The 22510-nt window shown below is 70.3% G+C and carries 22 protein-coding genes and 1 rRNA gene; 12 read left to right on the top strand and 11 right to left on the bottom strand.

The window, feature by feature from the left end:
- A 5S ribosomal RNA gene (rrf, locus tag ACIP94_RS33910) occupies nt 1-85 on the top strand; the annotation flags it as partial.
- Between the two features lie 108 nt (nt 86-193).
- On the top strand, nt 194-739 hold the full coding sequence (locus tag ACIP94_RS33905; protein ID WP_402434421.1) for a GNAT family N-acetyltransferase: 546 nt from the start codon (nt 194-196) through the stop codon (nt 737-739).
- Between the two features lie 6 nt (nt 740-745).
- On the opposite strand, the gene ACIP94_RS33900 is transcribed toward ACIP94_RS33905, so the two are convergent.
- The 8 genes from ACIP94_RS33900 to ACIP94_RS33865 all read right to left on the bottom strand — a co-directional run bounded on the left by ACIP94_RS33900 (nt 746) and on the right by ACIP94_RS33865 (nt 11697).
- Entirely contained in the window at nt 746-2464 is a 1719-nt protein-coding gene (locus ACIP94_RS33900; protein WP_402434418.1) for a type IV secretory system conjugative DNA transfer family protein, read from the bottom strand.
- Nucleotides 2465-2477: 13 nt separating this feature from the next.
- Nucleotides 2478-3902, bottom strand: coding sequence for an ATP-binding protein (locus tag ACIP94_RS33895; RefSeq protein ID WP_402434416.1), 1425 nt, complete (start codon nt 3900-3902; stop codon nt 2478-2480).
- A 7-nt stretch (nt 3903-3909) separates the two neighbouring features.
- The gene (locus tag ACIP94_RS33890) at nt 3910-5469 is read right to left on the bottom strand and encodes an SCO6880 family protein (RefSeq protein WP_402434413.1); all 1560 of its coding nucleotides are present in this window, start codon (nt 5467-5469) and stop codon (nt 3910-3912) included.
- Nucleotides 5466-6785, bottom strand: coding sequence for a hypothetical protein (locus ACIP94_RS33885; protein ID WP_402434410.1), 1320 nt, complete (start codon nt 6783-6785; stop codon nt 5466-5468). The genes ACIP94_RS33890 and ACIP94_RS33885 overlap by 4 nt, the downstream gene beginning before the upstream one ends.
- Entirely contained in the window at nt 6775-7614 is an 840-nt protein-coding gene (locus ACIP94_RS33880; protein ID WP_402434436.1) for a hypothetical protein, read from the bottom strand. Before ACIP94_RS33880 ends, ACIP94_RS33885 begins: the two co-directional genes overlap by 11 nt.
- A 232-nt stretch (nt 7615-7846) precedes the next feature.
- A complete protein-coding gene (locus ACIP94_RS33875) occupies nt 7847-8155 on the bottom strand; it encodes a hypothetical protein (RefSeq protein WP_043441655.1) in 309 nt (102 codons plus the stop codon).
- 508 nt (nt 8156-8663) lie between these two features.
- Nucleotides 8664-9983, bottom strand: coding sequence for a peptidase S8 (locus ACIP94_RS33870; RefSeq protein ID WP_402434407.1), 1320 nt, complete (start codon nt 9981-9983; stop codon nt 8664-8666).
- Nucleotides 9984-10359: 376 nt separating this feature from the next.
- Complete coding sequence (locus ACIP94_RS33865; protein ID WP_402434404.1) at nt 10360-11697, bottom strand: peptidase S8; 1338 nt, start codon at nt 11695-11697, stop codon at nt 10360-10362.
- Between the two features lie 352 nt (nt 11698-12049).
- On the opposite strand from ACIP94_RS33865, the gene ACIP94_RS33860 reads away from it, so the two are divergent.
- The 5 genes from ACIP94_RS33860 to ACIP94_RS33840 all read left to right on the top strand — a co-directional run bounded on the left by ACIP94_RS33860 (nt 12050) and on the right by ACIP94_RS33840 (nt 16372).
- Nucleotides 12050-12397, top strand: coding sequence for an ArsR/SmtB family transcription factor (locus ACIP94_RS33860; RefSeq protein ID WP_402434401.1), 348 nt, complete (start codon nt 12050-12052; stop codon nt 12395-12397).
- Complete coding sequence (locus tag ACIP94_RS33855; RefSeq protein WP_402434398.1) at nt 12390-13028, top strand: SRPBCC family protein; 639 nt, start codon at nt 12390-12392, stop codon at nt 13026-13028. Before ACIP94_RS33860 ends, ACIP94_RS33855 begins: the two co-directional genes overlap by 8 nt.
- 131 nt (nt 13029-13159) lie before the next feature.
- A complete protein-coding gene (locus ACIP94_RS33850; protein WP_402434395.1) occupies nt 13160-13918 on the top strand; it encodes a trypsin-like serine peptidase in 759 nt (252 codons plus the stop codon).
- A 464-nt stretch (nt 13919-14382) separates the two neighbouring features.
- Entirely contained in the window at nt 14383-15390 is a 1008-nt protein-coding gene (locus ACIP94_RS33845) for an NlpC/P60 family protein (protein ID WP_402434392.1), read from the top strand.
- A gap of 283 nt (nt 15391-15673) precedes the next feature.
- A complete protein-coding gene (locus tag ACIP94_RS33840) occupies nt 15674-16372 on the top strand; it encodes a phosphatase PAP2 family protein (RefSeq protein WP_402434390.1) in 699 nt (232 codons plus the stop codon).
- A 165-nt stretch (nt 16373-16537) separates the two neighbouring features.
- On the opposite strand, the gene ACIP94_RS33835 is transcribed toward ACIP94_RS33840, so the two are convergent.
- Nucleotides 16538-18130, bottom strand: coding sequence for an FAD-binding oxidoreductase (locus ACIP94_RS33835; RefSeq protein ID WP_402434387.1), 1593 nt, complete (start codon nt 18128-18130; stop codon nt 16538-16540).
- A 114-nt stretch (nt 18131-18244) separates the two neighbouring features.
- On the bottom strand, nt 18245-18442 hold the full coding sequence (locus tag ACIP94_RS33830) for a hypothetical protein (protein ID WP_402434384.1): 198 nt from the start codon (nt 18440-18442) through the stop codon (nt 18245-18247).
- A gap of 181 nt (nt 18443-18623) precedes the next feature.
- Here ACIP94_RS33830 and ACIP94_RS33825 point away from each other — a divergent pair, with 181 nt between their 5' ends.
- Both ACIP94_RS33825 and ACIP94_RS33820 read left to right on the top strand, forming a co-directional pair.
- Nucleotides 18624-19466, top strand: coding sequence for a hypothetical protein (locus tag ACIP94_RS33825; protein WP_402434381.1), 843 nt, complete (start codon nt 18624-18626; stop codon nt 19464-19466).
- Nucleotides 19467-19600: 134 nt separating this feature from the next.
- The gene (locus ACIP94_RS33820; protein WP_402434378.1) at nt 19601-19783 is read left to right on the top strand and encodes a hypothetical protein; all 183 of its coding nucleotides are present in this window, start codon (nt 19601-19603) and stop codon (nt 19781-19783) included.
- 38 nt (nt 19784-19821) lie between these two features.
- On the opposite strand, the gene ACIP94_RS33815 is transcribed toward ACIP94_RS33820, so the two are convergent.
- Entirely contained in the window at nt 19822-20178 is a 357-nt protein-coding gene (locus ACIP94_RS33815; RefSeq protein WP_402434376.1) for a metal-sensitive transcriptional regulator, read from the bottom strand.
- 281 nt (nt 20179-20459) lie between these two features.
- Here ACIP94_RS33815 and ACIP94_RS33810 point away from each other — a divergent pair, with 281 nt between their 5' ends.
- The 3 genes from ACIP94_RS33810 (at nt 20460) to ACIP94_RS33800 (ending at nt 22449) form a co-directional block, all read left to right on the top strand.
- The gene (locus ACIP94_RS33810; RefSeq protein ID WP_402434373.1) at nt 20460-21080 is read left to right on the top strand and encodes a DUF47 domain-containing protein; all 621 of its coding nucleotides are present in this window, start codon (nt 20460-20462) and stop codon (nt 21078-21080) included.
- 7 nt (nt 21081-21087) lie between these two features.
- On the top strand, nt 21088-22086 hold the full coding sequence (locus tag ACIP94_RS33805; protein ID WP_402434370.1) for an anion permease: 999 nt from the start codon (nt 21088-21090) through the stop codon (nt 22084-22086).
- A 162-nt stretch (nt 22087-22248) separates the two neighbouring features.
- Complete coding sequence (locus ACIP94_RS33800) at nt 22249-22449, top strand: DUF5988 family protein (RefSeq protein ID WP_234518154.1); 201 nt, start codon at nt 22249-22251, stop codon at nt 22447-22449.
- Nucleotides 22450-22510 lie beyond the last annotated feature (61 nt).

Below are 22510 nucleotides of genomic sequence, written 5' to 3'. Positions count from 1 at the left end.
TTACATTCCGAACCCGGAAGCTAAGCCTTACAGCGCCGATGGTACTGCAGGGGGGACCCTGTGGGAGAGTAGGACGCCGCCGAACAAAATGTGAGAAAAAGCCCCAACTCCGGGAATTCCCGCGAGTTGGGGCTTTTTCGCGTTTCCAAAAAACGGGGCCGCACCTGTGGCGCTCGGTCGTTACGGTGGCCGTATGTCTTACGTGATCAGGTCCATACGCCCCGACGAGTGGCCCGCGGTGAAGGAGTTGCGGCTCGCCGCGCTCCGGGACCCGGTCGCGCACCTCGCGTTCCTGGAGACCTTCGAGCAGGCCTCGGCCAAGCCGGACACCTTCTGGCAGGAGCGGGCGGCGAACGCGGCCGAGGGGGCTCCGGAGGCCCAGCAGATCATCGCCGAGAGCACGGACGGCCGCTGGGTCGGCACCCTGACGGTGCTGGTCGAGGAGGCCGGGACGAAGGACTGGGCCGGGCTTCCGGTCGAGCGGAGGCAGGGGCATGTCGTCGGCGTGTTCGTACGCCCCGAGCACCGGGGCAGCGGGCTGACCGGGGCGCTGTTCGACGCCGGTCTGGAATGGGCGTGGGCGCGCGGCGCCGAGCGGGTGCGGCTGATCGTGCACGAGGACAACGCACGGGCCAGGGCCCTGTACCACAAGGTGGGGTTCGTGCCGAGCGGGGTCACCGTTCCGCTGTCGGAGGACTCCGGGGAGTCCGAGCTGGAGATGGTGTTCGAGCGGGTCTAGCGGGTGCTACACCGGCAGTTCGCACTGCGGCCAGCGCGCCCGGGCCTGTTCGCGCGAGCGGAGCAGGGCCAGGGTGGGCAGGCCGCGGTCCGCTCCGGTGGAGAGCAGCTCAGGGAGCTGGGGCAGGGGGGCCACGGCCGCCACGTCGTCCAGTACGAGGGTGAGTGGTGGGTCGAGGCGACCGGAGGATGACCGTTCGGCCATGCGCCGGCCGCGCTCGACCACGCTGGAGGCGAGAGCCGTCAGAAGCGGCATCGCGCCGGGATGTTGTCTGGGGTCCTCGATGGATTCACCGACCACATAAAGCGTGCCCCCTTCGTTGACGAAGGAATCCAAGGCGAGGCTGTCATTTCGGTTGGAGGTGCATGCCTCGCGGATGTTGACCGTGAAGAGGGAGGACAGGGCGCGGGCGGTCAACTCCTGGGCCATGTCCCTACGTTCGGGGTACGAGGTGAGCGCCGCCTCCAGCTCCCCGGCCGCGCCGGAGGACGCCTTGGGGTGCGTGCGCAGCGCCCGTACCGCCTCCTGGACCTGGCTGCCCTGGGCCCAGCGATGGATGTGCCGGACGGTGCGGCCGTCTATGGCGGCGGCGTGCAGATAGCTCCGCAGGAGCGTTTCCGCCACATCGGCGACCGCCTGGTCGATCCGGGCCGTGGGGCGCACCGGAGCGAGCAGCGCGACGGCACGGGCCGCGGCCGTCGCCTTGTCCTCGCAGCCGGAGGACGGGGACCAGTGCAGCCTGGCCGGGGTGTCGCACAGATGGGAGGGGTCGTAGAGGAGGACGGGTCCGAGCTTGGCGCGGGCGTCCTTGGTCTCTGACCACAGCGCGGGGCTGGAGGTGACGACGAGCGCGGGGCCTTCGGCGTCACGCACGGCCTGGGCGGCTGCGGGGTGACGGATCTCGGGGGTGCCGAGGACCACGGACGGGGGTGTCCAGGGGGCGGTGGTGGTGCCGGGGTGCTTGGGGACCGTAGCGGTGATCGGGAGGGGCGATGTGGCTTCCGACGCTGCAGAAAGGGGAACCGCCGGGGGCGGCGGCCCTACCGGGAGGTGCTCCACGGGACGGGGCTCCTCGTCGGCGGGGCGCGGGGTGGGAAGCGGGGAGGGGGCCGTGGTGGGGTACGGCGCACCGGCGTACGGGGCCGGCGCAGCGGGGGCGGGAGCGGATGCGCCCATGGCCGGGGCGGGGCCCCCGGCGCCCGGAGCGGCGGATGGACGCGTGGCGCCGACGGCCGGGGAGGGTGAGCCGAGTGCCGGTGCCGACGGGCCGAAGGCCGCTGCGGGCGCGGCGGGTGCCGGGGCCGGAGTGTGGGTGGGCGGGGACGGCAGGCCGCCGGCCGCGGCCGCAGCCTTCTTCCTCGCCCGCGCCGCCTTCCACCGCGCCACCGTGCCGATTCCGAACACGGTCAGCACGAACAGCACCATCAGTTCGCTTATGAACAGGCCCCAGAACAGCCCGTACCCGGACAGCTGACCGGCCGGTGCGTCCGGCCACGCGCCCGGGATGTCATGGGGCTGGGTGATCAGATGGCGCATGGCCACCGGCGTACGGCTGAACCGGACGCCGTCGGGCCAGGCGCCCCGCGAGAACCAGCCCGCGAGGCCCGTGGCCGTCCACACCATCAGCGTCACACCGAGCAGAAAGGCCAGCACACCCACCAACAGGCCGTCGGGGATGCCGCCCTGGCCGTCCTGCCGCTCCCGCTGCTCCTTGCCTGGTCTCATCGGGACCCCAGTCTCAAGCCACCGTGGACTCGGACGAGCCGTCCAGGTCGCCCATGCGTTGTTCCACGAACGCCGCCGCCCGCTCCTCCGCCTCCAGTTCCGCGGCGCGCAGCGCGTCGTCCGTCCGGCGGTCGCTCGACGACTCCGTCATCGCGCGGTCGGTGAAGACGAGCGGCCGCTCCGACTCCGTGACCAGGTGTTTCACCACCTGCACATTGCCGTTGACATCCCAGACCGCGATGCCGGGCGTCAGGGTCGGGATGATCTCCACGGCCCACCTCGGCAGGCCGAGGACCCGGCCGGTCGCCCGTGCCTCGTCCGCCTTCTGGGCATAAATCGTCCTGGTCGACGCCATCTTCAGGATCGCGGCCGCCTCCTTCGCCGCCGCTCCGTCCACCACGTCGCTGAGGTGGTGCACCACCGCGACGAAGGACAGACCGAGCCGCCGGCCGAATTTCAGCAGCCGCTGGAACAGCTGGGCGACGAACGGGCTGTTGATGATGTGCCAGGCCTCCTCGACCAGGAAGATGCGCTTCTTCCGGTCGGGACGGATCCACGTGTGCTCCAGCCACACACCGACGATCGCCATCAGGATCGGCATGGCGATCGAGTTGCGGTCGATGTGGGACAGGTCGAACACGATCAGCGGGGCGTCCAGATCGATGCCGACCGTCGTCGGCCCGTCGAACATGCCGCGAAGGTCACCGTCGACCAGGCGGTCCAGGACCAGCGCCACGTCCAGGCCCCAGGCCCGTACGTCGTCCAGGGCGACGTTCATGGCCTCCGCGGAGTCCGGTTCGGGGTGCCGTAGCTGCTCGACGATGTCGGTGAGCACCGGCTGACGCTCGACGATCGTCTCGTTGACGTAGGCGTGCGCGACCTTCAGGGCGAAGCCGGACCGCTCGTCCAGGCCGTGCCCCATCGCCACCTCGATGATCGTGCGCAGCAGTGCCAGCTGACCGGTCGTGGTGATCGCCGGGTCGAGCGGGTTGAGCCGGATGCCGTGGTCCAGGGCGGCCGTCGGGTCGAGGCGGATGGGGGTGATGCCGAGTTCCTGGGCGATGAGGTTCCACTCGCCGACGCCGTCCTCGCCCTGCGCGTCGAGGACCACCACCTGCCGGTCGCGGAAGCGCAGCTGGCGCAGCACGTACGTCTTCTCGAGCGCCGACTTGCCGTTGCCGGACTCGCCGAGGACGAGCCAGTGCGGCGCCGGGAGCTGCTGCCCGTACAGCTGGAAGGGGTCGTAGATGTAACCCTTCCCGGAGTAGACCTCACGGCCGATGATCACGCCGGAGTCGCCCAGGCCGGGTGCGGCGGTGGGCAGGTAGACGGCCTGGGCCTGGCCCGTGGACGTGCGGACGGGCAGCCGGGTCGTCTCGACCTTTCCGAAGAGGAAGGACGTGAAGGCGTCGGTCAGGACGGACAGCGGATCCCGCATCAGGTCCTTACCTCCGAATGCCGGTGGCGAAGGGGAGTGTGTTGACGAAGGCCCGGTGGTGCTCGCGGTCGCACCACTCCAGCTTCAGATAGGACTTGCCGGCCGAGGCGCGAATGGTCCGCTTGTCGCGCGCCAGCGCCTCCGGCGAACGGGCGGAGACGGTGATGTAGCCGACCAGGTTGACACCCGCGGCGCCGCTCGCGAGGTCCTCGCCGCGCTGGTCGAGGCGGGAGTGTGCGGCGACGTCACGGGGGTCGACGGTGCGGTTCATCTTGGCGGCACGGCTGGCCTCGGCCTCGTCGTTCGTCTTCTCGGTCAGCATGCGTTCGATGGCGACCTCGGTGGGTTCGAGGTCCATGGTGACGGCGACGGTCCGGATGACGTCCGGGGTGTGGACCAGCAGGGGCGCCAGGAAGTTCACGCCGACCGGCGTCATCGGCCACTCCTTGACCCACGCGGTGGCATGGCACCAGGGGGCACGCGTCGAGGACTCCCGGGTCTTCGCCTGGAGATAGGTGGGCTCCATGGCGTCGAGCTCGGCGGGCCAGGCGTTGCGCTTGGTCATCGCCTGGATGTGGTCGATCGGGTGGTCGGGGTCGTACATGGAGTGGATGAGGGAGGCGAGCCGGCCCTGGCCCAGCGGTTGCCGTACGCGGATGTCGGCCTCCTGAAGGCGTGAGCAGATGTCGGTCAGCTCACGCGCCATGACCACCGCGAGGCCCGCGTCCCGATCGACCTTGCTGCCGCCCTGGGGCCGGGCGGCGCGCGCCATGGCCTGTGCCTCGGCGGCGAGTTCACGGGTGTAGTGCATACACGCGACGAGGTACGCGCGGTGCTGCTCGCTGCTTGTCGACACCATGGACTGCAGCTGGTCGTAGGACTGCCGCAGCCAGGCCGGGGCGCGGTCGTCGCCGCGCTGGGCGACGTCCTTGGCGTGCGCGTCCGGGTCGGCGGGCAGGGTGCGGGCCAGCATCTGGAGGCGGGTGACGAAGCCGTCGCCGTTCGCCACGTGCTTCAGCAGCGTGCCGAAGCGGTCGACGAGGGCCTCCTGGTCCTCGCTGTCGCGCAGGCCGACGCCCGGTCCCTCGATCTCGATGGCGGCGGTGACGGTGCGGCGGTCGGCGTGCAGCAGTACGGCGATCTCGTCCGGGCCGAAGGGGGCGGCGAGCCAGGTGATCCGGCCGATGCCCGGCGGCGGTCCCACCTCGACCTCGCGCCCGTCGAACCCGGTGCCCGCCTCCATCACGGTGCTCCGGTACGCCGCCCCCTGGCGCAGCGTCCGCTTGTAACTGCGGTTGACCTCGAACCACTTGTAGAACGTGCGGTGCTTGTACGGGATGTACACGGCGGCCAGGGCGAGCAGCGGGAAGCCCATCAGGAGCACGATGCGCAGGGACAGGACCGGGACGAGGAGCCCGCACATCATGCCGAGGAACGCGCCCGCGATGATCAGCACGATCTCGCCGGACTCGCGGTTGCGGCCGATGATCGCGTTCGGCCGGGCGCGGCCGATCAGATATGTCCGGCGGGGCGTGACCGGATGCGACACATGGGACTGGGTCGTCAACGCCCTTCACCTCCCGTGCGGTTGGTACTGCTGTTGCGGGTGCTGCTGGCGTGCGGGGTGTCGGCCGGGCTGGTGCGCGGCGGGGGCGCGGACGAGGTGACGGCTCCGCCGCCCGGGGTGCGGGTGCTGTGCGCGGCCACACCGCCGCTCGCGGGGTTGGCGGGGCGGGGCGGCTGGGCGCCGCCAGGGCCGCCGCCGCTGTCGGCGCGGGTGCTGTGGGTCTTGATGCCCTGGGCGACGAGGGTCGCCGGGGAGCTGATCACGGCCGCGGCCTTGCGTTCGGCGCCCTGCATCACGCGGTTGTTGCGGCCGGCGGCGATCTCGTCGCCGAAACCGGGGACGAAGCGGTAGATCATGCCGCTCGCGAAGATGGCGAGCAGGATGATGGCGAGGCCGGAGACGACGGCCGCGAGGGAGTCCGGGCCCTTGTCCGTGGCGAGGGCGCCGGCGAGCCCGAGCACGATGACGATCACCGGCTTGACCAGGATCACCGCGATCATGATGCCCGCCCAGCGGCGGACGTGGCCCCAGAGGTTCTTGTCGACGAGCCCCGAGTAGACGACCACGCCGAGGAGGGCGCCGACGTACAGCAGGACCGCCCTGAGGAACAGTTCCAGATACAGGACGCCCGCTGCGAGGATCGAGATCAGCGACACGATGATCAGCATGATGGGGCCGCCGCCGATGTCCGTGCCCTTGCTGAGCGCGCCGGAGAACGAGCCGAAGAAGGTCTCGGTCTGGTCGCCCGTGGTCTTGGCGAGGACGTCGCTGACAGCGTCGGTCGCCGAGACGACCGTGTAGAGGATCAGCGGGGTGAAGGCGGAGGCCAGCACGGTGAGCCAGAGGAAGCCGACGGCTTCGGAGACGGCGGTGGTGAACGGGACACCGCGGACCGCCCGCTTGGCGACGGCCAGGAGCCACAGCAGGAGGGTGAGGATGGCCGAGGCCGCGAAGACGATCTCGTACTGGTGCAGGAACGCCTGGTTGGTGAAGTCGACGCTGGCGGTCTGCTTCACGGCCTCACTGAGCTTGTCGACGGTCCAGGAGGCGGCCTTGGCGCAGCCCTTGGCGAGGGAGGAGAGGGGGTCGAGGCTGTCGGTGAGGGTGTTGGAGGGGCTGTTGGAGCCGGAGGAGTTGCCTTTTTCGCAGTACTTCTTGGCAGGGCCTGAGATCAGCGAGCAGGGGTCGCTGGACGACGTGGGCGTGGGTGTCGGGCTGGGGGCGCCGTAAGCCCGAGAGGCCAGCAGCACGGCCGCCGTCTGTGCGGCTGCCACGATGCCGGTGAGCTTGAGCACGCGGTATGGACTAGCGGGCATACGTGAACCCTCCGTACTCCTCGACCGCTTTGCTGATCTCGTCGGACCCGGAGACGGGGTTGTCCCCGCTCACGGGGGTCGGCCCCGTCTGCTGGCTGGTCTCCATGACCTTCCAATCGCCACGGGTCCAGTTGAGCTTCACCGTCACGGTGAACCAGCTGCTGGTGACGGGATTGGTGGAGCTGTCGCCCGTGAGCCCGAACAGGCCGGTGCACCACACCTGCACGATGGTTGTGGAAGCGCTGTACGACGTCACTTTGGTGCCGACCGGCAGGGTGCGGTTGACGAATGTGCTGCCGGAAGGCGCACTGCCGTCATCGTTGAGGCCGATCTTCTTCAACAGGGCGGCCGAGTAGTCGGCGTCGAAGCCGGACTGGAGCCGGTTCAGCGCGCTGGGGTCGGACACCGACTGGACGATCGCGTGCCGTTTGTCGGCGTTGAACATGCCGTCGGAACCCAACGCCACCGCATAGTTCGCCGCAGCCGACTGTGCTCCCTGTTCGTCGTGGGCGTAGCCCGACGGGATCGATCCCGGTCTTGCCCGGACCGGGCGGGTGCCCGTCGCTGCCGTGGGGGCCGTGCCCGCCTTGTTGCCGTTGCCGTTGCCGTCGTCGGACGAGGACGAGTCGCCCCCGCGGTTCGCGAAGGCGATCGCGGCGATCAGCAGGACGACCACCCCGACGACCGTGGCCAGACTGCGTGAGGAGGACCGGCCCCGCCGGGCGCCTCCGTACACGTCACCGGCCCGGTCGGGCAGCCGCGTCCGCGTCTGCCCGACGCCGCCGTACTCCCCGTCGCCCCTGCCGGAGGCACTGTCACCGGGACTCACGTCGCGCACGCCCCCTCGAACTCGTGGCCGTTCCGCGTCCCGTGCGGAAACGCGTAGAAGTACGACGGTAGCCGTGCTGGTTCCCGCGCGGGCGCGGTGTGGTGACTCGACATCAGGGAAACGCAACCTCAGCCGGTGGGCGCGACGGACGGATGGGTCGGAGGAGTAAGCCGGGCGCGCCCGGAGGGGACTGGCGGCGCGCCAGGCGGGATGTGACGGTCCGGGGTCGGCCCTACACGGCCATGCCGTACACGATGGTGAACAGCGTGCCGAGTGAGCCGATGATGAAGACTCCGGTCAGCCCCGCGATGATCAGGCCCTTGCCCTGTTCGGCACTGAACGTGTCGCGCAGGGCGGTCGCGCCGATGCGCTGCTTGGCCGCGCCCCAGATCGCGATCGCCAGGCAGAGCAGGATGGCGACGGCCATCACCACTTCGACCATCACGCGAGCCTCGTTGCCCAGGCTGCCGAACGGGCCCCAGTCTGGGGCGATACCGCCGATGATCGTGTTGATGTCGCCTTTTGCGGCCGCGAGATGCATGTAAGTCACCGCCCCTGGTGGGTAGTTCCGTAGCCCCTGCCACACGCGCAGAGGTCACGGACATTCTCGCTGACAAAGACGCCGTCGTATGTCGACTTGGCGTCATTGGTTGGCGGGTTTCGCGCGTGTCCCTTGCCTTCGGCCCGTACAGGCCCCTCATGGGAACGTCGGACGGCAGGGGAGCAGGCGCATGGTCACTGTGTGTATCACGGCAGGTCACGGCGGGCAATGAGGTCGCAGCGGAACCTGTCGTGCGGTTTCGTCGTTAACCCCCTCTGTGCCGCGGCGACTCGGGCCGGCCCGTGGGGTGACCCGTTCGGCCGGTCCGTTCGGTACGGGGGTCACCCGTACGAGCGGAAGGCTATATCCGGACGGCGACGCGGGACGCTCCGGGTGCCCGCGCCCCGCCCGCATGAAGAGGGCCGCGGCTGGATGCCGCGGCCCTCTTCATGGTGGGTCGCCGGGCGGGTGCCCCACGCACCGTGCCGGCGGCCCCTTCGCCCGGAGATCAGCCCGTGAAGGCCGCGACCCCCTCCGGGGTGCCCCAGCCGGTCGGGCCGTCGTAGCCCGATCGCGCGGTGCACAGGTAGGTGGTGGTGCAACTGCCGTTGTTGCCGCTGGTCACGTCGTTGAGGGCGGAGGTGCCGGCCGCGTTGTAGGGGAACTTGGCCGGGTAGGAGCCGCTGGAGGGGGTGCCCGCGAGGGCGTAGACGCTCGCGATGATCGGGGACGCGGCGCTGGTGCCGCCGAAGGTGTACCAGCCGGCCGTGACGCCGTAGGAGTCGTAGACCGAGACGCCGGTCGCGGGGTCGGCGACGGCCGCCACGTCGGCGATGGTCCGCTTGGCGCAGCCGGTGTCGGTCTGCCAGGTGGGCTTGGCGTCGTAGGCGGAGCAGCCGGAGCCGGTGCCCTCGGTGCTGCTGGTCTTCCAGACGGACTCGGTCCAGCCGCGGCTGGTCGATGTCGACTTCGACAGGGCGGTGCCGCCGACGGCGGTGACATACCGGGAGGCGGCCGGGTATTCGGCGCCGTAGCCGCTGTCGCCGGCGCTGACGGTGATGGCGACGCCGGGGTGGTTGAAGTACGAGGAGTCGTAGGTGGTGTCGGAGGAGGACTCCGAGCCGCCGTAGCTGTTGGAGACGAACTTCGCGCCGAGCTTGACGGCCTCGTTCACCGCGGTGCCGAGGTTCGCCATGGTGGCGGACTTGGCCTCGACGAGCGTGATGTTGCACTTGGGGCAGATGGCGCTGGCCATGTCGAGGTCGAGGGAGATCTCCTCGGACCAGCCGGCGTCGCTGGAGGGCAGGGAGGTCGTGGAGCCGGTCTGGCCGACCTTCCTGAAGCAGCCGTTGGTGGTGGTGCAGGCGGGCAGGCCGTAGTACGAGCGGTATGCGGCGAGGTCCGACTCCGCGTTCGGGTCGTTGTACGCGTCGACGATCGCGATGGTCTCGCCGGATCCCTTGGCGGCGGCCGCGGCGGTCAGGCCGTAGGCCGACTGAAGGTCGCTCGGGCCGTAGCCGGAGGGGGAGGCGGCGTCGGCGGCCTTGGGGGCGACGCCCTCCGCGTCGGCCTTCGCCTTCTGGAACGCGGTGATGCCGCCGGTGACGCGCAGCGCCTTGCAGGCCATCTCCCCGGCCTTGCTCGGGGTGGCGCAGGCGCGGGTCCATGTGACCTTCGAGGAGGTGGCGCTCGCCGCGGCGTCCGCGTGGACGGCGGTGCCGAAACCGGCGAGGACCAGGGCGGCGCCGGCGAGGGCGACGGACCCGGTGCGGCGCAGGCGGCCGGACCGGGTGGATCTGCTCGCTCTGTCAGAGGATGTGATGCGCAACGTACTGCCTCCTGGGATGGGGTGACAGGGGCGGTGCGGGTGCGTGCGGAAAACCGCCGGTACGGTGTCCCCGACGTGGGGCCGCGAGGGCCTGCGGACGACGATGACTTGTTGAGTACGTGACAACAAGGGGCGTCTGGAATCCTGACTTCCGCCTTACTCGGCGAGGCCCGCGCGTTACGTTCCGATGGCCGGTTGATGGCCGCACGATGATCCCCTCTTGACCCAACTCACAGACGGATCAGGGGTTCTGCGGGGACCGGGGAAAGCGGAACCGGGCCGCGGCCGGCTGCCGTGGCCCGGTTCCGGAAGGACGCCGTCGGTCAAGTCCCCACGTCTTTCCCGGCGGTGTCCGTCCTGGTGTGGTGAGAGGGGATCAGCCGGTGAAGGCGTCGGTTCCCTCCGGGGTGCCCCAGCCGGTCGGGCCGTCGTAGCCGGACCTGGCGGTGCAGAAGTAGCTCGTCGAGCAGCTGCCGTTGCTGCCGCTGGTCACGTCGTTGAGGGCGGACGTGCCGGCCGCGTCGTACGGGAACTGCGCCGGGTAGGAGCCGCTGGACGGGGTGCCCGCGAGGGCGTAGACACTCGCGATGATCGGCGCCGACGCGCTGGTGCCGCCGTAGGTCGCCCAGCCGGTGCCGTCGCCGTAGGTGTCGTAGACCGAGACGCCGGTCGCCGGGTCGGCGACGGCCGCCACGTCGGCGATCATGCGCTTGGTGCAGCCGGTGTCGGTCTGCCAGGTGGGCTTGGCGTCGTAGGCGGAGCAGCCGGAGCCGGTGCCCTCGGTGCTGCTGGTGTGCCACACGCTCTCGGTCCAGCCACGGCTGTTGGAGGAGGTGGAGAGCCTGGTGCCGCCGACGGCGGTGACATACCGGGAGGCGGCCGGGTACTCGGCGCCGTACGCCTCGTCGCCCGCGCTCACCGTGATGGCGACGCCCGGGTGCTTGAAGTACGAGGAGTCGTAGGTGGTGTCGGAGGAGGACTCCGAGCCGCCGTAGCTGTTGGAGACGAACTTCGCCCCGAGCTTGACGGCCTCGTTCACCGCGGTGCCGAGGTTGGCCATCGAGGACGACTTGGCCTCGACGAGCGTGATGTTGCAGTTCGGGCAGATGGCGCTGGCCATGTCGAGGTCGAGCGAGATCTCCCCGGCCCACCCGCTGTCGGCGCTCGGCAGAGAGGTGGCCGAGCCGGTCTGGCCGACCTTCCTGAAGCAGCCGTTGGTGGTGGTGCAGGCGGGCAGGCCGTAGTACGAGCGGTATGCGGCGAGGTCCGACTCCGCGCTCGGGTCGTCGTACGCGTCGACGATCGCGATGGTCTTCCCGGAGCCGTTGGAGGAGGCGGCGTCGGTGAGGCCGTAGGCGTCCTGGAGGTCGCTGGGACCGTAGCCGGTGGGGGAGCCGGCGGCGGCCTCGGGGGAGACGGCTCTGGGCGTGATGCCCTCCTCCTTGGCCCGCTGCCGCTGGAAGGCCGTGATGCCGCCCGTGACGCGCAGGGCGTTGCAGGCCATCTCGCCCTTCTTCCGGGGCACGGCACACGAGCGGGTCCACGTCACCTTCGCGGACGGGGAGGCGGACGCGACGGCGGTCGTCGGGGCGGCGTTCGCGTGCGCCGCGGTGCCGAGGCCGGCGAGCAGAAGGGCGGTGGTGGCCGCGGCGGCCGAGCCGATGCGGCGCCACCTGCCGCGTATGGCCGATGAGTTGGGGGGTGTGCTACGCAACGTGCGTTCTCCTGGGTCAGGTGGGACGGGAAGCTGTGCGGGTGCGTCGCCGGGGCGTTTCCCGGCGACGAGGCGGCGGCCCGCGACGACCCTGACTTGTTGAGTACGCGACAAACAAGGGAGTTCGGGATTCCTGACTCCCGCGTTACCGAACCCAGGTGGCCGCCTTACCGCTCGATGGCCCGGTGATGGCATGTACCTGGCACTCGCTTGACGGGGTGCACACGGGGCTCACGGGCCGCCGGTCTATGCGCGTCCGCCTGTGGCGGCGTGTGGCAGGGCCGGTGTCGGTGTCTTTCGGCGAATCATTTCAATGTGGCCTTATATGAGCGGACGCTGATAGGCTCGGCCCATGCACGCATTCGATGTGCTCGGAGACCCCGTGCGCCGCAGGATCCTCGAACTGCTCGCGGACGGGGAGATGGCGTCCGGGGCGGTCTGCGAGGTCATCACGGCGGAGTTCGGTATATCCCAGCCGGGCGTCTCCCAGCATCTGAAGGTGCTGCGGGAGAACGGCTTCGCGACGGTGCGCCCGCAGGGGGCGCGCCGGCTGTACGCGGTGAACTCCGAGCCGCTGCGCGACGTGGACGAGTGGATCGGCCGCTTCCGGCGGTTCTGGGCCCCGCGGCTGGACGCGCTGGAGACGGAGCTGGCGCGAGGAAGGCGGGCACGCCGCCTGGAAGGAGACAGCGATGCTTGACGGCATTGACGTGACGCACGAGATCAATTCCGTACGGCGGCGGGTGGGCCGCAAGGTGTTCGGAGCGGGCGAGGCGCGGGTGGTGACCATCTCGCGGACCTACGACTCCCCGCTCGAGGATCTCTGGGACGCGTGTACGAACCCCGAGCGCATCCCGCGCTGGTTTCTGCCCGTGTCGGGCGAGCTGCGCCTGGGCGGGCGCTTCCGGTTGCAGGGCAATGCGAGCGGCACGATCGAACGGTGCGACCCGCCGAAGGGGTTCTTCGCGACCTGGGAGTTCGGCGGTGAGGTCAGCTGGATCGAGCTGCGGCTGACGCCGGTCGAAGAAGGGCGGACGCGCTTCGAACTGGAGCACATCGCTCATGTGGACGACGAACGTTGGGCCGAGTTCGGTCCGGGCGCGGTGGGCGTGGGCTGGGACCTGGGTCTGCTGGGGCTGTCACGTCATCTGGCGTCCGGGGCCTCCGTGGACCCCGCCGCGAGCATGGCGTGGCTGACGTCCGAAGAGGGACGCCGCTGTGTGATGCTGAGCAGCGCGGCCTGGGGGGAGGCCAACGCGGCGGCGGGCGAGCCGGAGGAGGCGGCGCGGGCCGCGGCGGAGCGGACGACCGCGGCGTACACGGGCGGGTAGGCGGTACGCCCGAAGGGGCGAGGTCGCCGTGGGCCGGATGCGCGTGCTGACCTGGGGAAACGGAAGCTCATAGGTTAATTTCAGGGTGGTCACAGAGTTTTTCTCACCTTCGTGGGCCAGAGTGGACGGTGATGAACCGCATCACACGCCCCCCTGGCAACCGCCGGCACGCGTTCCTCGGTGCTCTCGTGCTGCTGGCCGTCACGACCTCCTCCGTGGCCGCCGCCGACGGCGGTCGCGGACCGCTGGGCGTGACCGCCGAGGCCGAGGTCGGTCCGGCCGCCTCGCGGATCGGTGCGCTCTTCGGCCCCGGCGGCGCCTTGGAGGGCGGCCACTTCTGCACCGCCTCCGTGGTGCACAGCAGAGCCCACAGCCTGATCGTGACCGCCGCGCACTGCCTGGGCACGGGCACCGTCTGGTTCGCCCCCGGCTACCGGGACGGCAAGGCCCCGTACGGGCTCTGGAAGGTCACCAAGACCTACGTGGCCGACGGCTGGAGCGGGGACCAGGACGAGGACAGCGATGTCGCCTTCGCCACCGTGGAGACCATCGGCGGTGTCGACGTCGAGGACATCGTCGGGGGAAACCGGTTCGTCACGGGACGGGAGACCGGTGCCACCGCGGTCACCGTCACGGGCTACCCCGACTCCCGCGAAACGCCCGTAACCTGTGTCAACAAGCCGACCGTCCACAGTGCCACGCAACAGCGCATCGAGTGCCCCGACTTCAGCGGCGGTACGAGCGGCAGCCCGTGGGTGAACGGCGACGGCGAGGTCGTCGGCGTGCTCGGCGGCCATGAACAGGGCGGCTCCACCGCCGATGTCTCCTACAGCGTCGTCCTCAGGGACGACGCCGCGGACCTGTACCGGAGGGCGTCGGGCAGCGCGTAACCCCGGCCGCGGACGCGCCCGCGGGGTGGCCGGTGAGAGTCCGTGAATCGGCCGTGGTGGTCTCGTCTGACGGCCGTGGGGGTCACACCCATCGGTTGCCGGTGGTCTCGACGGACAGTCCATGCCGGGCCGCTTCGGATCGCCGCCTGCGGCGTGTCGATGGGCCGCTTCGGATCGCCGCCCGTGGCATATCGATGGGGAGCGGCGCGCGCCGGCCTCCGGGCGGTCGCTCGGGGAGGTGCGTCGAACAGCCGTGTGGGTTTCGGCGGGCGGCGCGGGGCGCCACCGTACCGCCGTAGAGCCTCGCCCCGCTGGACCGCCGCTGAACCGCTAGCCACCCCCGTCCGCCCCGTGACTGGCCGACGTTGTGCGGTGGTGGTGGCCGGACCAGCTCTTTTCCGGTTCTCGAGCGGCCTCGCACCTTTACACTGACGCTCGGCGGACTCCCGTGCGGCGAGGGGCGGTTGACGGTGCGTAAGGCGTGGATCTGGGCGACCGCTGCCGTCGGTGCCGCGCTGAGCTTCGTGATGCTGCTCGTCGTCGGCGTCTATCTGGTGGCCGGAAACCTGGCGAACGGCCTCGGGAACGGGACCGTCGGGCTCGCCAGGAACGCCGTGCCCGCCGCGTACGCCTCGATCGTGCAGCAGTGGGGCAACCTGTGCGCCGCGATCAACCCCGCCCTGCTCGCCGCCCAGCTGTACCAGGAGAGCGGCTTCAACCCGGAGGCCAGGAGCCCGGCGAAGGCCGAGGGGATCGCGCAGTTCATTCCCGGCACCTGGGCCATCCACGGCATCGACGGCAACGGCGACGGACGCGCCGATGTCTGGGACCCGCGCGACGCGATCCCGTCGGCCGCCTCGTACGACTGCAAGCTGGCCTCGTATGTGAAGGACACCCCCGGGAACCTGACGGAGAACATGCTCGCCGCGTACAACGCGGGGGCGTACGCGGTCATCAAGTACGGGGGCGTGCCGCCGTACGCCGAGACGCAGAACTACGTGAAGACCATCACGACCCTGGCGAAGAGCTTTGCCGCGCCCGTGCGCCGGCTCGACCCCTCGAGGCAGGCGGCGGGCGCCATCTACTTCGCGCAGAAGAAGCTCGGCACCCCGTATCTGTGGGGTGGTGACGGCACCGCCGACCAGGGCGGGCGCTTCGACTGCTCAGGACTCACCAAGGCCGCGTACGAGAGCGTGGGCGTCACGCTGCCGCGTGTCGCCAACGACCAGTACAACGCCGGACCCCACCCCAAGCGGAACGAACTGCTCCCGGGGGACCTGGTGTTCTTCTCCGACGATCTGACCAATTCCCGCGCCATTCGGCACGTAGGCATCTACGTCGGCGGCGGTTACATGATCGACGCGCCCAGAACCGGTGCCGTGATCCGTTTCGACCCGATCGACACCCCTGACTACTTCGGGGCGACCCGTGTCACCGAAGATGGCGCGAAAGCACTGCCCACTACGGTGTGAACCGGGGTGTGACGGACATCCGCGCGGCTGCGCTCCGGCTGGAACTCTCGGTTACGCACACCCCGCTGAGCTGCGAGGACGAGTCTCTCTTCGATAACGTCTGCGTGATCATTGTGTGGAGTGCGGAACGTTGACCGGAGGGCTGTGCGTTCCTTCTGACGTAGAGCGTTGACGTACGGCAGCCGGCTTGACGTGGAGCGGATCTACGGCCACGGGGGTGGTGGAACGGCGCGCACACCGGCGTGTCCGTGGAACGGGACAGAGGACGAAGGGGCCGCGCACGATGGCTGCACTCGCCGAATCCGGGTCGAACCCTGACGTCGATCTGCTGTACGACATCAATGGCCTGGCCAAAGACGCCCCGCACCGGTTCGACCGCGTCATGGCGTTCGTCGGCGAGTACGGGCTGCTGCTCGCCATGGTCCTGCTCATCCTGGTGTGCTGGTGGACCGTGCGCCGGAGGGGCGGTGCCGAGGCGGCGTCCTCGGTCGCCGCGCTGGTCTGGGCCCCGCTGGCCGCGGGAATCGCGGTGCTCGTGAACGTGCCGATCCGGGGCTTCGTGGAGCGCCCCCGCCCGTTCGCCGACCACCAGGGGCTCGACGTCCTCGCCCCCGGCAAGACGGACTACTCCTTCGTCAGCGACCACGCCACGCTCACGATGGCGGCGGCGGTCGCCCTGTTCGTCGCCCACCGGAAGTTCGGGCTCGCCGGCCTGGGACTCGCGCTGCTCGAAGGGTTCTGCCGGGTCTATATGGGGGTGCACTACCCGACGGACGTCGTCGGCGGCTTCGCCCTCGGTACGGCCGTCGCCCTGCTGCTGTCCCCGCCCGCCATGGCGCTGCTCACCCCGCTCATGAAGGCGATCGAGGCATCGCCCCGCGCCGGACGGCTGATCCGTGCCCGCGGGGCGCGTACGGCGCAGGCCGTGATTCCCGGGGCGCGCACGGAACAGACGACGGGGGAAAGGGATCTGGCGGCCTGACGACGGCCGGCCGTGCCGGCTGCCGCACGGCAGCCGGCACGGTCGGCGTGAACCCGGCCGCCGCCTGGAGCGGCACCGCCGCCGACGGCATGCTGCCGGGGGCCGCGGCCCGATGCCACGGCCCCCGGCGGCGGCCCGTGCGGGAAGGCCCGCGTGCGGCGTTCCCTACAGTGCCTGCGGGAACGTGAAGAAACCGCTCGGGTCGTACTGGTGCTTGAGCTGCGTGAGCCGGGTGGCCGCGTCCCCGTAGTACGCCTTCCGCCAGTTCGTCAGGGTCGGGTCCGTGTAGTTCTGGTACGCGGCGCCGGAGGCATAGGCGCGCAGGGAGGCGTGGGCGGACGTCAGCCAGGACTGGGCCGTCGTGCCGGAGCCGCCCGCGCCCCAGCTCGCGATGTACTGCGCCAGCATGCGCGAGCGGCGGTGCACGAACGCCGTGGCCGTCGGCGAGACCCGGTTGACCGCGCCCCCGAGGGCGGTGAACGCGACGCTGCCCGCGCCGCCCCGCGCCTGCGCCACCTGGTTCAGGATCGTCTGGATGCCGGCCGCCGGGATCGAGCGGTCGAAGAAGTCCGAGCGGGCCGCGTAGGTCTCGCGGCCGAGGGCGCCCTGCGGCGAGCGGCCCGGCGTCGAGCCCGGCAGATGGCACTGGGCGGCTGTCGGGAAGGACGAGCAGCCCGCGTAGGCCTCCATCGCGCCCTCGTACGAGTGCCGCTTGAGGGAGACGCTACGGGCCGGGGAGCCCACCTTCGCGGCGAGGCGGTCGACCGCGTTCTGGAGTTCCCCGTATGTGCCGAGCGAGAACGCCGCGACGGAGACGGTGGGCGTGCCGCCGTTCTCGAGATGGCAGGAGGACCAGATCTCGTCGGGCTGGCTGGGGCCCCACTCCTGCCAGGCCTCGAGCACGGCGGCGGCCTTGGCCCAGGGCCAGGTGAGGTAGGCCGACACCGCCTGGGGCGCCGGATGCGTCCTGAACCGCAGTTCGGTGACGACGCCGAAGTTGCCGTTGCCCGCGCCGCGCAGGGCCCAGAAGAGGTCCTTGTTCTCGGTGGCGTTCGCGACGAGCTGCCTGCCGTCGGCGGTGATCAGGGTCGCCTGGGTGAGGCTGTCGCAGGTCAGTCCGTACGCACGGGAGACCACGCCATGGCCGCCGCCGAGGGTGAGCCCGGAGACGCCGACGGTGGGGCAGGAGCCGGCGGGTATGGTGACGCCCTTCGCGGTGAGCGCGCGGTAGACGTCGATCAGCTTGGAGCCCGCCCCGATGACCGCTTCGCCGCCGCTCGCCCGTATCTGGTTGAGCTTCGACACATCGAGGATCAGCCGGCCGTCGCCGGAGGACCAGCCGGCGTAGGAGTGGCCGCCGTTGCGTATCGCGACCTTGATGTGGTGGGCCCGGGCGTACGCCAGCACGGTGCGGATGTCGTCGGCATGCGCCACATACGCGACCGCCGCGGGCTTCAGTGAGTCGAAGCGGGTGTTGTAGAGCTGGTGGGCCGCCGGCCAGGCGCGGTCGCCGGGGCGGACCAGGGCGCCCGCCAGATCCTTGGCCAGAGCCGTCCAGTCGGCGGCGGCGCGGGCGGCGGTGGTGGCCGTACGCACCGGCGTGCCCGCGGCGCTCGCTGTTCCCGCGGCGCTCGCTGTTCCCGCGGCGCTCGCTGTGCTCGCGGCCGCCGCGGAGCTGGTCGTACCGCCGGTGCACGCGGCGGTGACCGCCGTCGCGAGTGCGGCGGTGCTTCCGCCGATGAACATACGCCGTTGCATGTGGGCCTCCCCTGGGTTCTGTGGAATGAGATGGTCCGGTCATGCGGCGAGTTCGCGGAGAAGTGCCACAGAATCGCTACAGCGCGGGGCAGTTGTGGTCGGTTATGACCGATTTCACCCGGTGTGCTGGATATGGTCCGGCCGTCCGCCCCAGCCGAGGGCATGCCCCTCGGCGTCCGTCCTCGCCAGGCTGCGGGCTCTGCGGGCCGGCCCCCGCCAGCCACAGGTGCACCGGGCCACGCAGAACCGGCCCTGTTCGACCGTCGTGGTGCGGTGATCCTCCGGACCGGCGGCTATGTCCCCTTGTTCCACTCCGGCAAGGTTACCCACGGCAAGTGTGATGCCGGGCGTGGCGGGTGGGGTGCCGGCCAGGGCAAGTGCGGTGCCGGCCAAGGCGCGTGAGACCTCGGGGCGCGTGACGGCTCTCTCTACCGGTCGTTAACCGGAACGACAGGAGGGACACCGGGACGTACCGGCTGGGGGTAGGCGGACGATGGTGGTGCGGCAGCACGGTCGGGTCGGTGCGGCGATCGCCGTGACGCTGGGACTGCTCGTCTGCGGCGCCTCGGTCACCGGATGCGCGGGCGGCGGGGCCGTCGCCGATGACGCGCCCTCCGGCACGGACGCCGTCCGGGAGCTGCACCGGGTGGCCGGGGTCCTGGTGCGGGCGGGCAGTTCAAGGACGCGGACGTCGATGGAGATGGCCACCGGCGGCACCCGGGTCACCATTCACGGCGAGGGGGTCTACGACTACCGCGCCCGGCTCGGCCGGCTGACGGTCCTGCTGCCGAGGGACCCCGCCGGCACCGAGGAGCACCGGCCCATCACCGAACTGCTCTCCCCGGGCGCCCTGTTCATGAAGAACCGGGGCGCGGGGGTGCCGGCGGACAAATGGGTACGGGTCGACCTGGCCACGCTCTCCGACGGCAACCTCGTCACCGGTGGCGCCACCGACCCGTACGCGGCGGCCGCGTTGCTGCGCGGGGCCCGCAGCGCGCAGTACGTCGGACGGGCCGAGCTCGAAGGGACCTCCGTGCGGCACTTCCGGGGGGTGGCCGACATCGGGCTCGCGGCACAGAGCGTTCCGGCCGTGGAGCAGGAGCCGTTCCGGGCGGCGGCGAAAGGGTTCGCCACGGCCGAAGTGCCGTTCGACGCCTATATCGACGACCAGGGGCGCCTGCGGAAGGTGCGCCACCGGTTCAGTTTCGTCAACGGCCGGCAGAGGACGACCGTGGCGGTGGCGTCGACGACGCTGCTGTACGGCTTCGGGGCCCCCGTCGACGTACGACTGCCGGCGAGCAGAGACATCTTCGCCGGGAAGATCGCGGAGCAGTGAGGAGGACCGGGCGCCGCCGGGGGCGGGCAGGCCGAAAGTGGCGCGGCTGAGGGGCCGGAAATGGTCCGTCCGTGCCATGCGCGGCCCGTAGACCGCTCCCTACTCTAGGAAGTCGGTGACGGCAGAAAGAGGTGATGCACGTGGCTCCGCTCGGCGGTACGGCAGTACAGGACCACGTGGCCCTCGCCGAGATCGAGCTGTGCGGCGACCTGATCATCGCCGCCTCGGCCGCACACGAGGACCGGCTCAGCCTGGAGAGCATCGACGAGGTGCTGAGGGTGGCCGAGGAAAGGGCGCGGCCGGCGAGTGAACCGTGAGCCGGCTCCCGGCGGCGGACCCACGCCCGCCCCCGGCCTCAGGTGCGCAGCAGCCGGCCGATCGCCCGCGTGGCCTCCTCCACCTTCGCGTCGATCTCGGAGCCGCCCTTGAGCGCGGCGTCCGCGACGCAGTGGCGCAGATGCTCCTCCAGGAGCTGGAGCGCGAAGGACTGGAGGGCCTTCGTCGAGGCGGAGACCTGCGTGAGTATGTCGATGCAGTACACGTCCTCGTCGACCATGCGCTGGAGGCCCCGGATCTGGCCCTCGATCCGGCGCAGCCGCTTGAGGTGCTCGTCCTTCTGCTTGTGGTAGCCGTGGACGCCGCGGTCGTGGTCGGTCACCACGGTCCCGTCGCCCTCGGAGGGCGTCGCCGCGCCGGCCTCGGTGGTCGTCATCGCGTCCTCCTGTCGACAGCTGCCGGGGGAGACGAAACCGGACGGATGACTCGCTGTGGCGGATCCTGCGCTTTCCGGCACCGACATATACCCCTGGCGGGTATATGGTAACGAACTTTGCTGGGTATAGGGCCCTTGGCCAGAGCCTTGGCCGCCCCCGCACCGCCCCCGTGCTGACCACTGTGTCCGATGGGCGACACTGGAGGACGGCCCCTTAGCCGTGGCCGGATGATGCGCCTAGCATCAGCCTGACCGAAACCGAAGCATCCCGAGGACCCCACGTGCGCTTTCGTCTGACCCCCAGGGAGACGAGCTTCTATGACATGTTCGCCGCGTCCGCGGACAACATTGTCACGGGCTCGAAACTCCTGATGGAACTGCTCGGGGCGGACGCCTCCTCCCGGGCCGAGATCGCAGAGCGTATGCGGGCAGCGGAACACGCCGGTGACGACGCCACGCACGCGATCTTCCACCAGCTGAACTCCTCGTTCATCACGCCGTTCGACCGCGAGGACATCTACTCTCTCGCGTCCTCCCTCGACGACATCATGGACTTCATGGAGGAGGCCGTCGACCTGGTCGTCCTCTACAACGTCGAGGAGTTGCCGAGGGGTGTCGAACAGCAGATCGAGGTGCTGGCCCGGGCGGCCGAGCTGACGGCCGAGGCGATGCCCCATCTGCGCACGATGGAGAACCTGACCGAGTACTGGATCGAGGTGAACCGTCTGGAGAACCAGGCGGACCAGATCCACCGCAAACTGCTCGCCCATCTGTTCAACGGCAAGTACGACGCGATCGAGGTGCTGAAGCTCAAGCAGATCGTGGACGTGCTGGAGGAAGCGGCGGACGCGTTCGAGCACGTGGCCAATACCGTGGAGACCATCGCGGTCAAGGAGTCCTGAGGCGTCCATGGACACCTTTGCTCTGATCCTCACCATCCTGATCGCACTGTTCTTCGCGTATACCAACGGCTTCCACGACTCGGCGAACGCCATCGCCACCTCGGTGTCGACGCGCGCGCTGACGCCGCGCGCCGCGCTGGCGATGGCGGCGGTGATGAACCTCGCCGGTGCGTTCCTCGGCAACGAGGTGGCGAAGACGGTCAGTGAGGGCCTGATCCAGACGCCCTCCGGCGGCAAGGGGATGGGCATCCTCTTCGCGGCACTGCTCGGCGCGATCGTATGGAACCTGGTCACGTGGTATTTCGGCCTGCCGTCGTCCTCGTCGCACGCGCTGTTCGGCGGACTGGTGGGCGCGGCGCTGGCCGGCGGTACGACGGTGTACTGGTCCGGGGTTCTGAACAAGATCATCACGCCGATGTTCCTGTCCCCGGTGGTGGGGCTGATCGTCGGCTATCTGGTGATGGCGGCCATCATGTGGATCTTCCGCCGGGCCAGTCCGCACAAGGCGAAGCGGGGATTCCGTATAGCGCAGACCGTCTCGGCGGCCGGCATGGCGCTCGGCCACGGCCTCCAGGATGCGCAGAAGACGATGGGTGTCGTGACGATGGCGCTGGTCATCGCCGATGTCCAGCACTACGGCGACCCGATCCCGGTGTGGGTGAAGCTCGTCTCCGCGGCGATGCTGTCGCTCGGGACGTACGCGGGCGGCTGGCGTATCATGCGCACGCTCGGCCGCAAGATCATCGAGCTGGACCCGCCGCAGGGATTCGCGGCGGAGACCACCGGTGCGTCGATCATGTTCGCGACGGCCTACCTGTTCAAGGCGCCGATCTCCACGACGCACGTCATAACGTCGGCGATCATGGGCGTGGGCGCGACGAAGCGGGTGAACGCCGTGCGGTGGGGCGTCGCCAAGAACATCGTCCTGGGCTGGTTCATAACGATGCCGGCGGCGGCGGTGGTGGCGGCCTGCGCCTTCTGGGTGGTCAACCTGGCGTTTCTGTAGTCACCCGGCCGGAGGGCCGGAGCAGAAACCTTTCTTCACCCCCTCTCCTGCCCGGCGGGCTACACCGAAGCCGCCGGGCAGGAGAGGGGGTGCTTCGTTGTGCGCACGCCCCTGGGTCCCGGTTCGAGATGCGAGGCCACGGGGCGTGACAAGACTGGAGCTATGACTGCGAAGGCACTCCTCGAAGGCGGGCCGGACGATCTCGCGGGCAAGCTCGTGCCGATCGTCCCGCCCGGAAAAGAGCTGAAGATTCCGCACCGCGGCGGATACGAGCACTACAAGATGACGCCGCGCCACGAGAACAGCCAGGAGGGGCAGGTCACCGTCTACCAGTGGTGGGAACGCACGGAAGTCGCCGAGTGACGAGAACGGGCCCGCCCCCGGGAGCCAGGGGCGGGCCCTCTTCTACCTCGCGGTGGCACCG

The organism is Streptomyces sp. NPDC093261 (assembly GCF_044753645.1).
GTDB lineage: Bacteria > Actinomycetota > Actinomycetes > Streptomycetales > Streptomycetaceae > Streptomyces.
Note: the sequence above shows the minus strand (reverse complement) of the source record. Positions and strands in the feature narration are given on the sequence as shown.

What these genes read in the sequence shown, in the direction of transcription:
- ACIP94_RS33850 (WP_402434395.1), top strand. Translation starts at nt 13,160, where the DNA reads ATGAACCGCATCACACGCCCCCCTGGCAACCGCCGGCACGCGTTCCTC.
- ACIP94_RS33825 (WP_402434381.1), top strand. Translation starts at nt 18,624, where the DNA reads ATGGTGGTGCGGCAGCACGGTCGGGTCGGTGCGGCGATCGCCGTGACG.
- ACIP94_RS33815 (WP_402434376.1), bottom strand. Translation starts at nt 20,178, where the DNA reads ATGACGACCACCGAGGCCGGCGCGGCGACGCCCTCCGAGGGCGACGGG.
- ACIP94_RS33895 (WP_402434416.1), bottom strand. Translation starts at nt 3,902, where the DNA reads ATGCGGGATCCGCTGTCCGTCCTGACCGACGCCTTCACGTCCTTCCTC.
- ACIP94_RS33860 (WP_402434401.1), top strand. Translation starts at nt 12,050, where the DNA reads ATGCACGCATTCGATGTGCTCGGAGACCCCGTGCGCCGCAGGATCCTC.
- ACIP94_RS33905 (WP_402434421.1), top strand. Translation starts at nt 194, where the DNA reads ATGTCTTACGTGATCAGGTCCATACGCCCCGACGAGTGGCCCGCGGTG.
- ACIP94_RS33820 (WP_402434378.1), top strand. Translation starts at nt 19,601, where the DNA reads ATGCACGTGGCTCCGCTCGGCGGTACGGCAGTACAGGACCACGTGGCC.
- ACIP94_RS33885 (WP_402434410.1), bottom strand. Translation starts at nt 6,785, where the DNA reads ATGCCCGCTAGTCCATACCGCGTGCTCAAGCTCACCGGCATCGTGGCA.
- ACIP94_RS33855 (WP_402434398.1), top strand. Translation starts at nt 12,390, where the DNA reads ATGCTTGACGGCATTGACGTGACGCACGAGATCAATTCCGTACGGCGG.
- ACIP94_RS33840 (WP_402434390.1), top strand. Translation starts at nt 15,674, where the DNA reads ATGGCTGCACTCGCCGAATCCGGGTCGAACCCTGACGTCGATCTGCTG.
- ACIP94_RS33900 (WP_402434418.1), bottom strand. Translation starts at nt 2,464, where the DNA reads ATGAGACCAGGCAAGGAGCAGCGGGAGCGGCAGGACGGCCAGGGCGGC.
- ACIP94_RS33805 (WP_402434370.1), top strand. Translation starts at nt 21,088, where the DNA reads ATGGACACCTTTGCTCTGATCCTCACCATCCTGATCGCACTGTTCTTC.
- ACIP94_RS33875 (WP_043441655.1), bottom strand. Translation starts at nt 8,155, where the DNA reads ATGCATCTCGCGGCCGCAAAAGGCGACATCAACACGATCATCGGCGGT.
- ACIP94_RS33800 (WP_234518154.1), top strand. Translation starts at nt 22,249, where the DNA reads ATGACTGCGAAGGCACTCCTCGAAGGCGGGCCGGACGATCTCGCGGGC.
- ACIP94_RS33835 (WP_402434387.1), bottom strand. Translation starts at nt 18,130, where the DNA reads ATGCAACGGCGTATGTTCATCGGCGGAAGCACCGCCGCACTCGCGACG.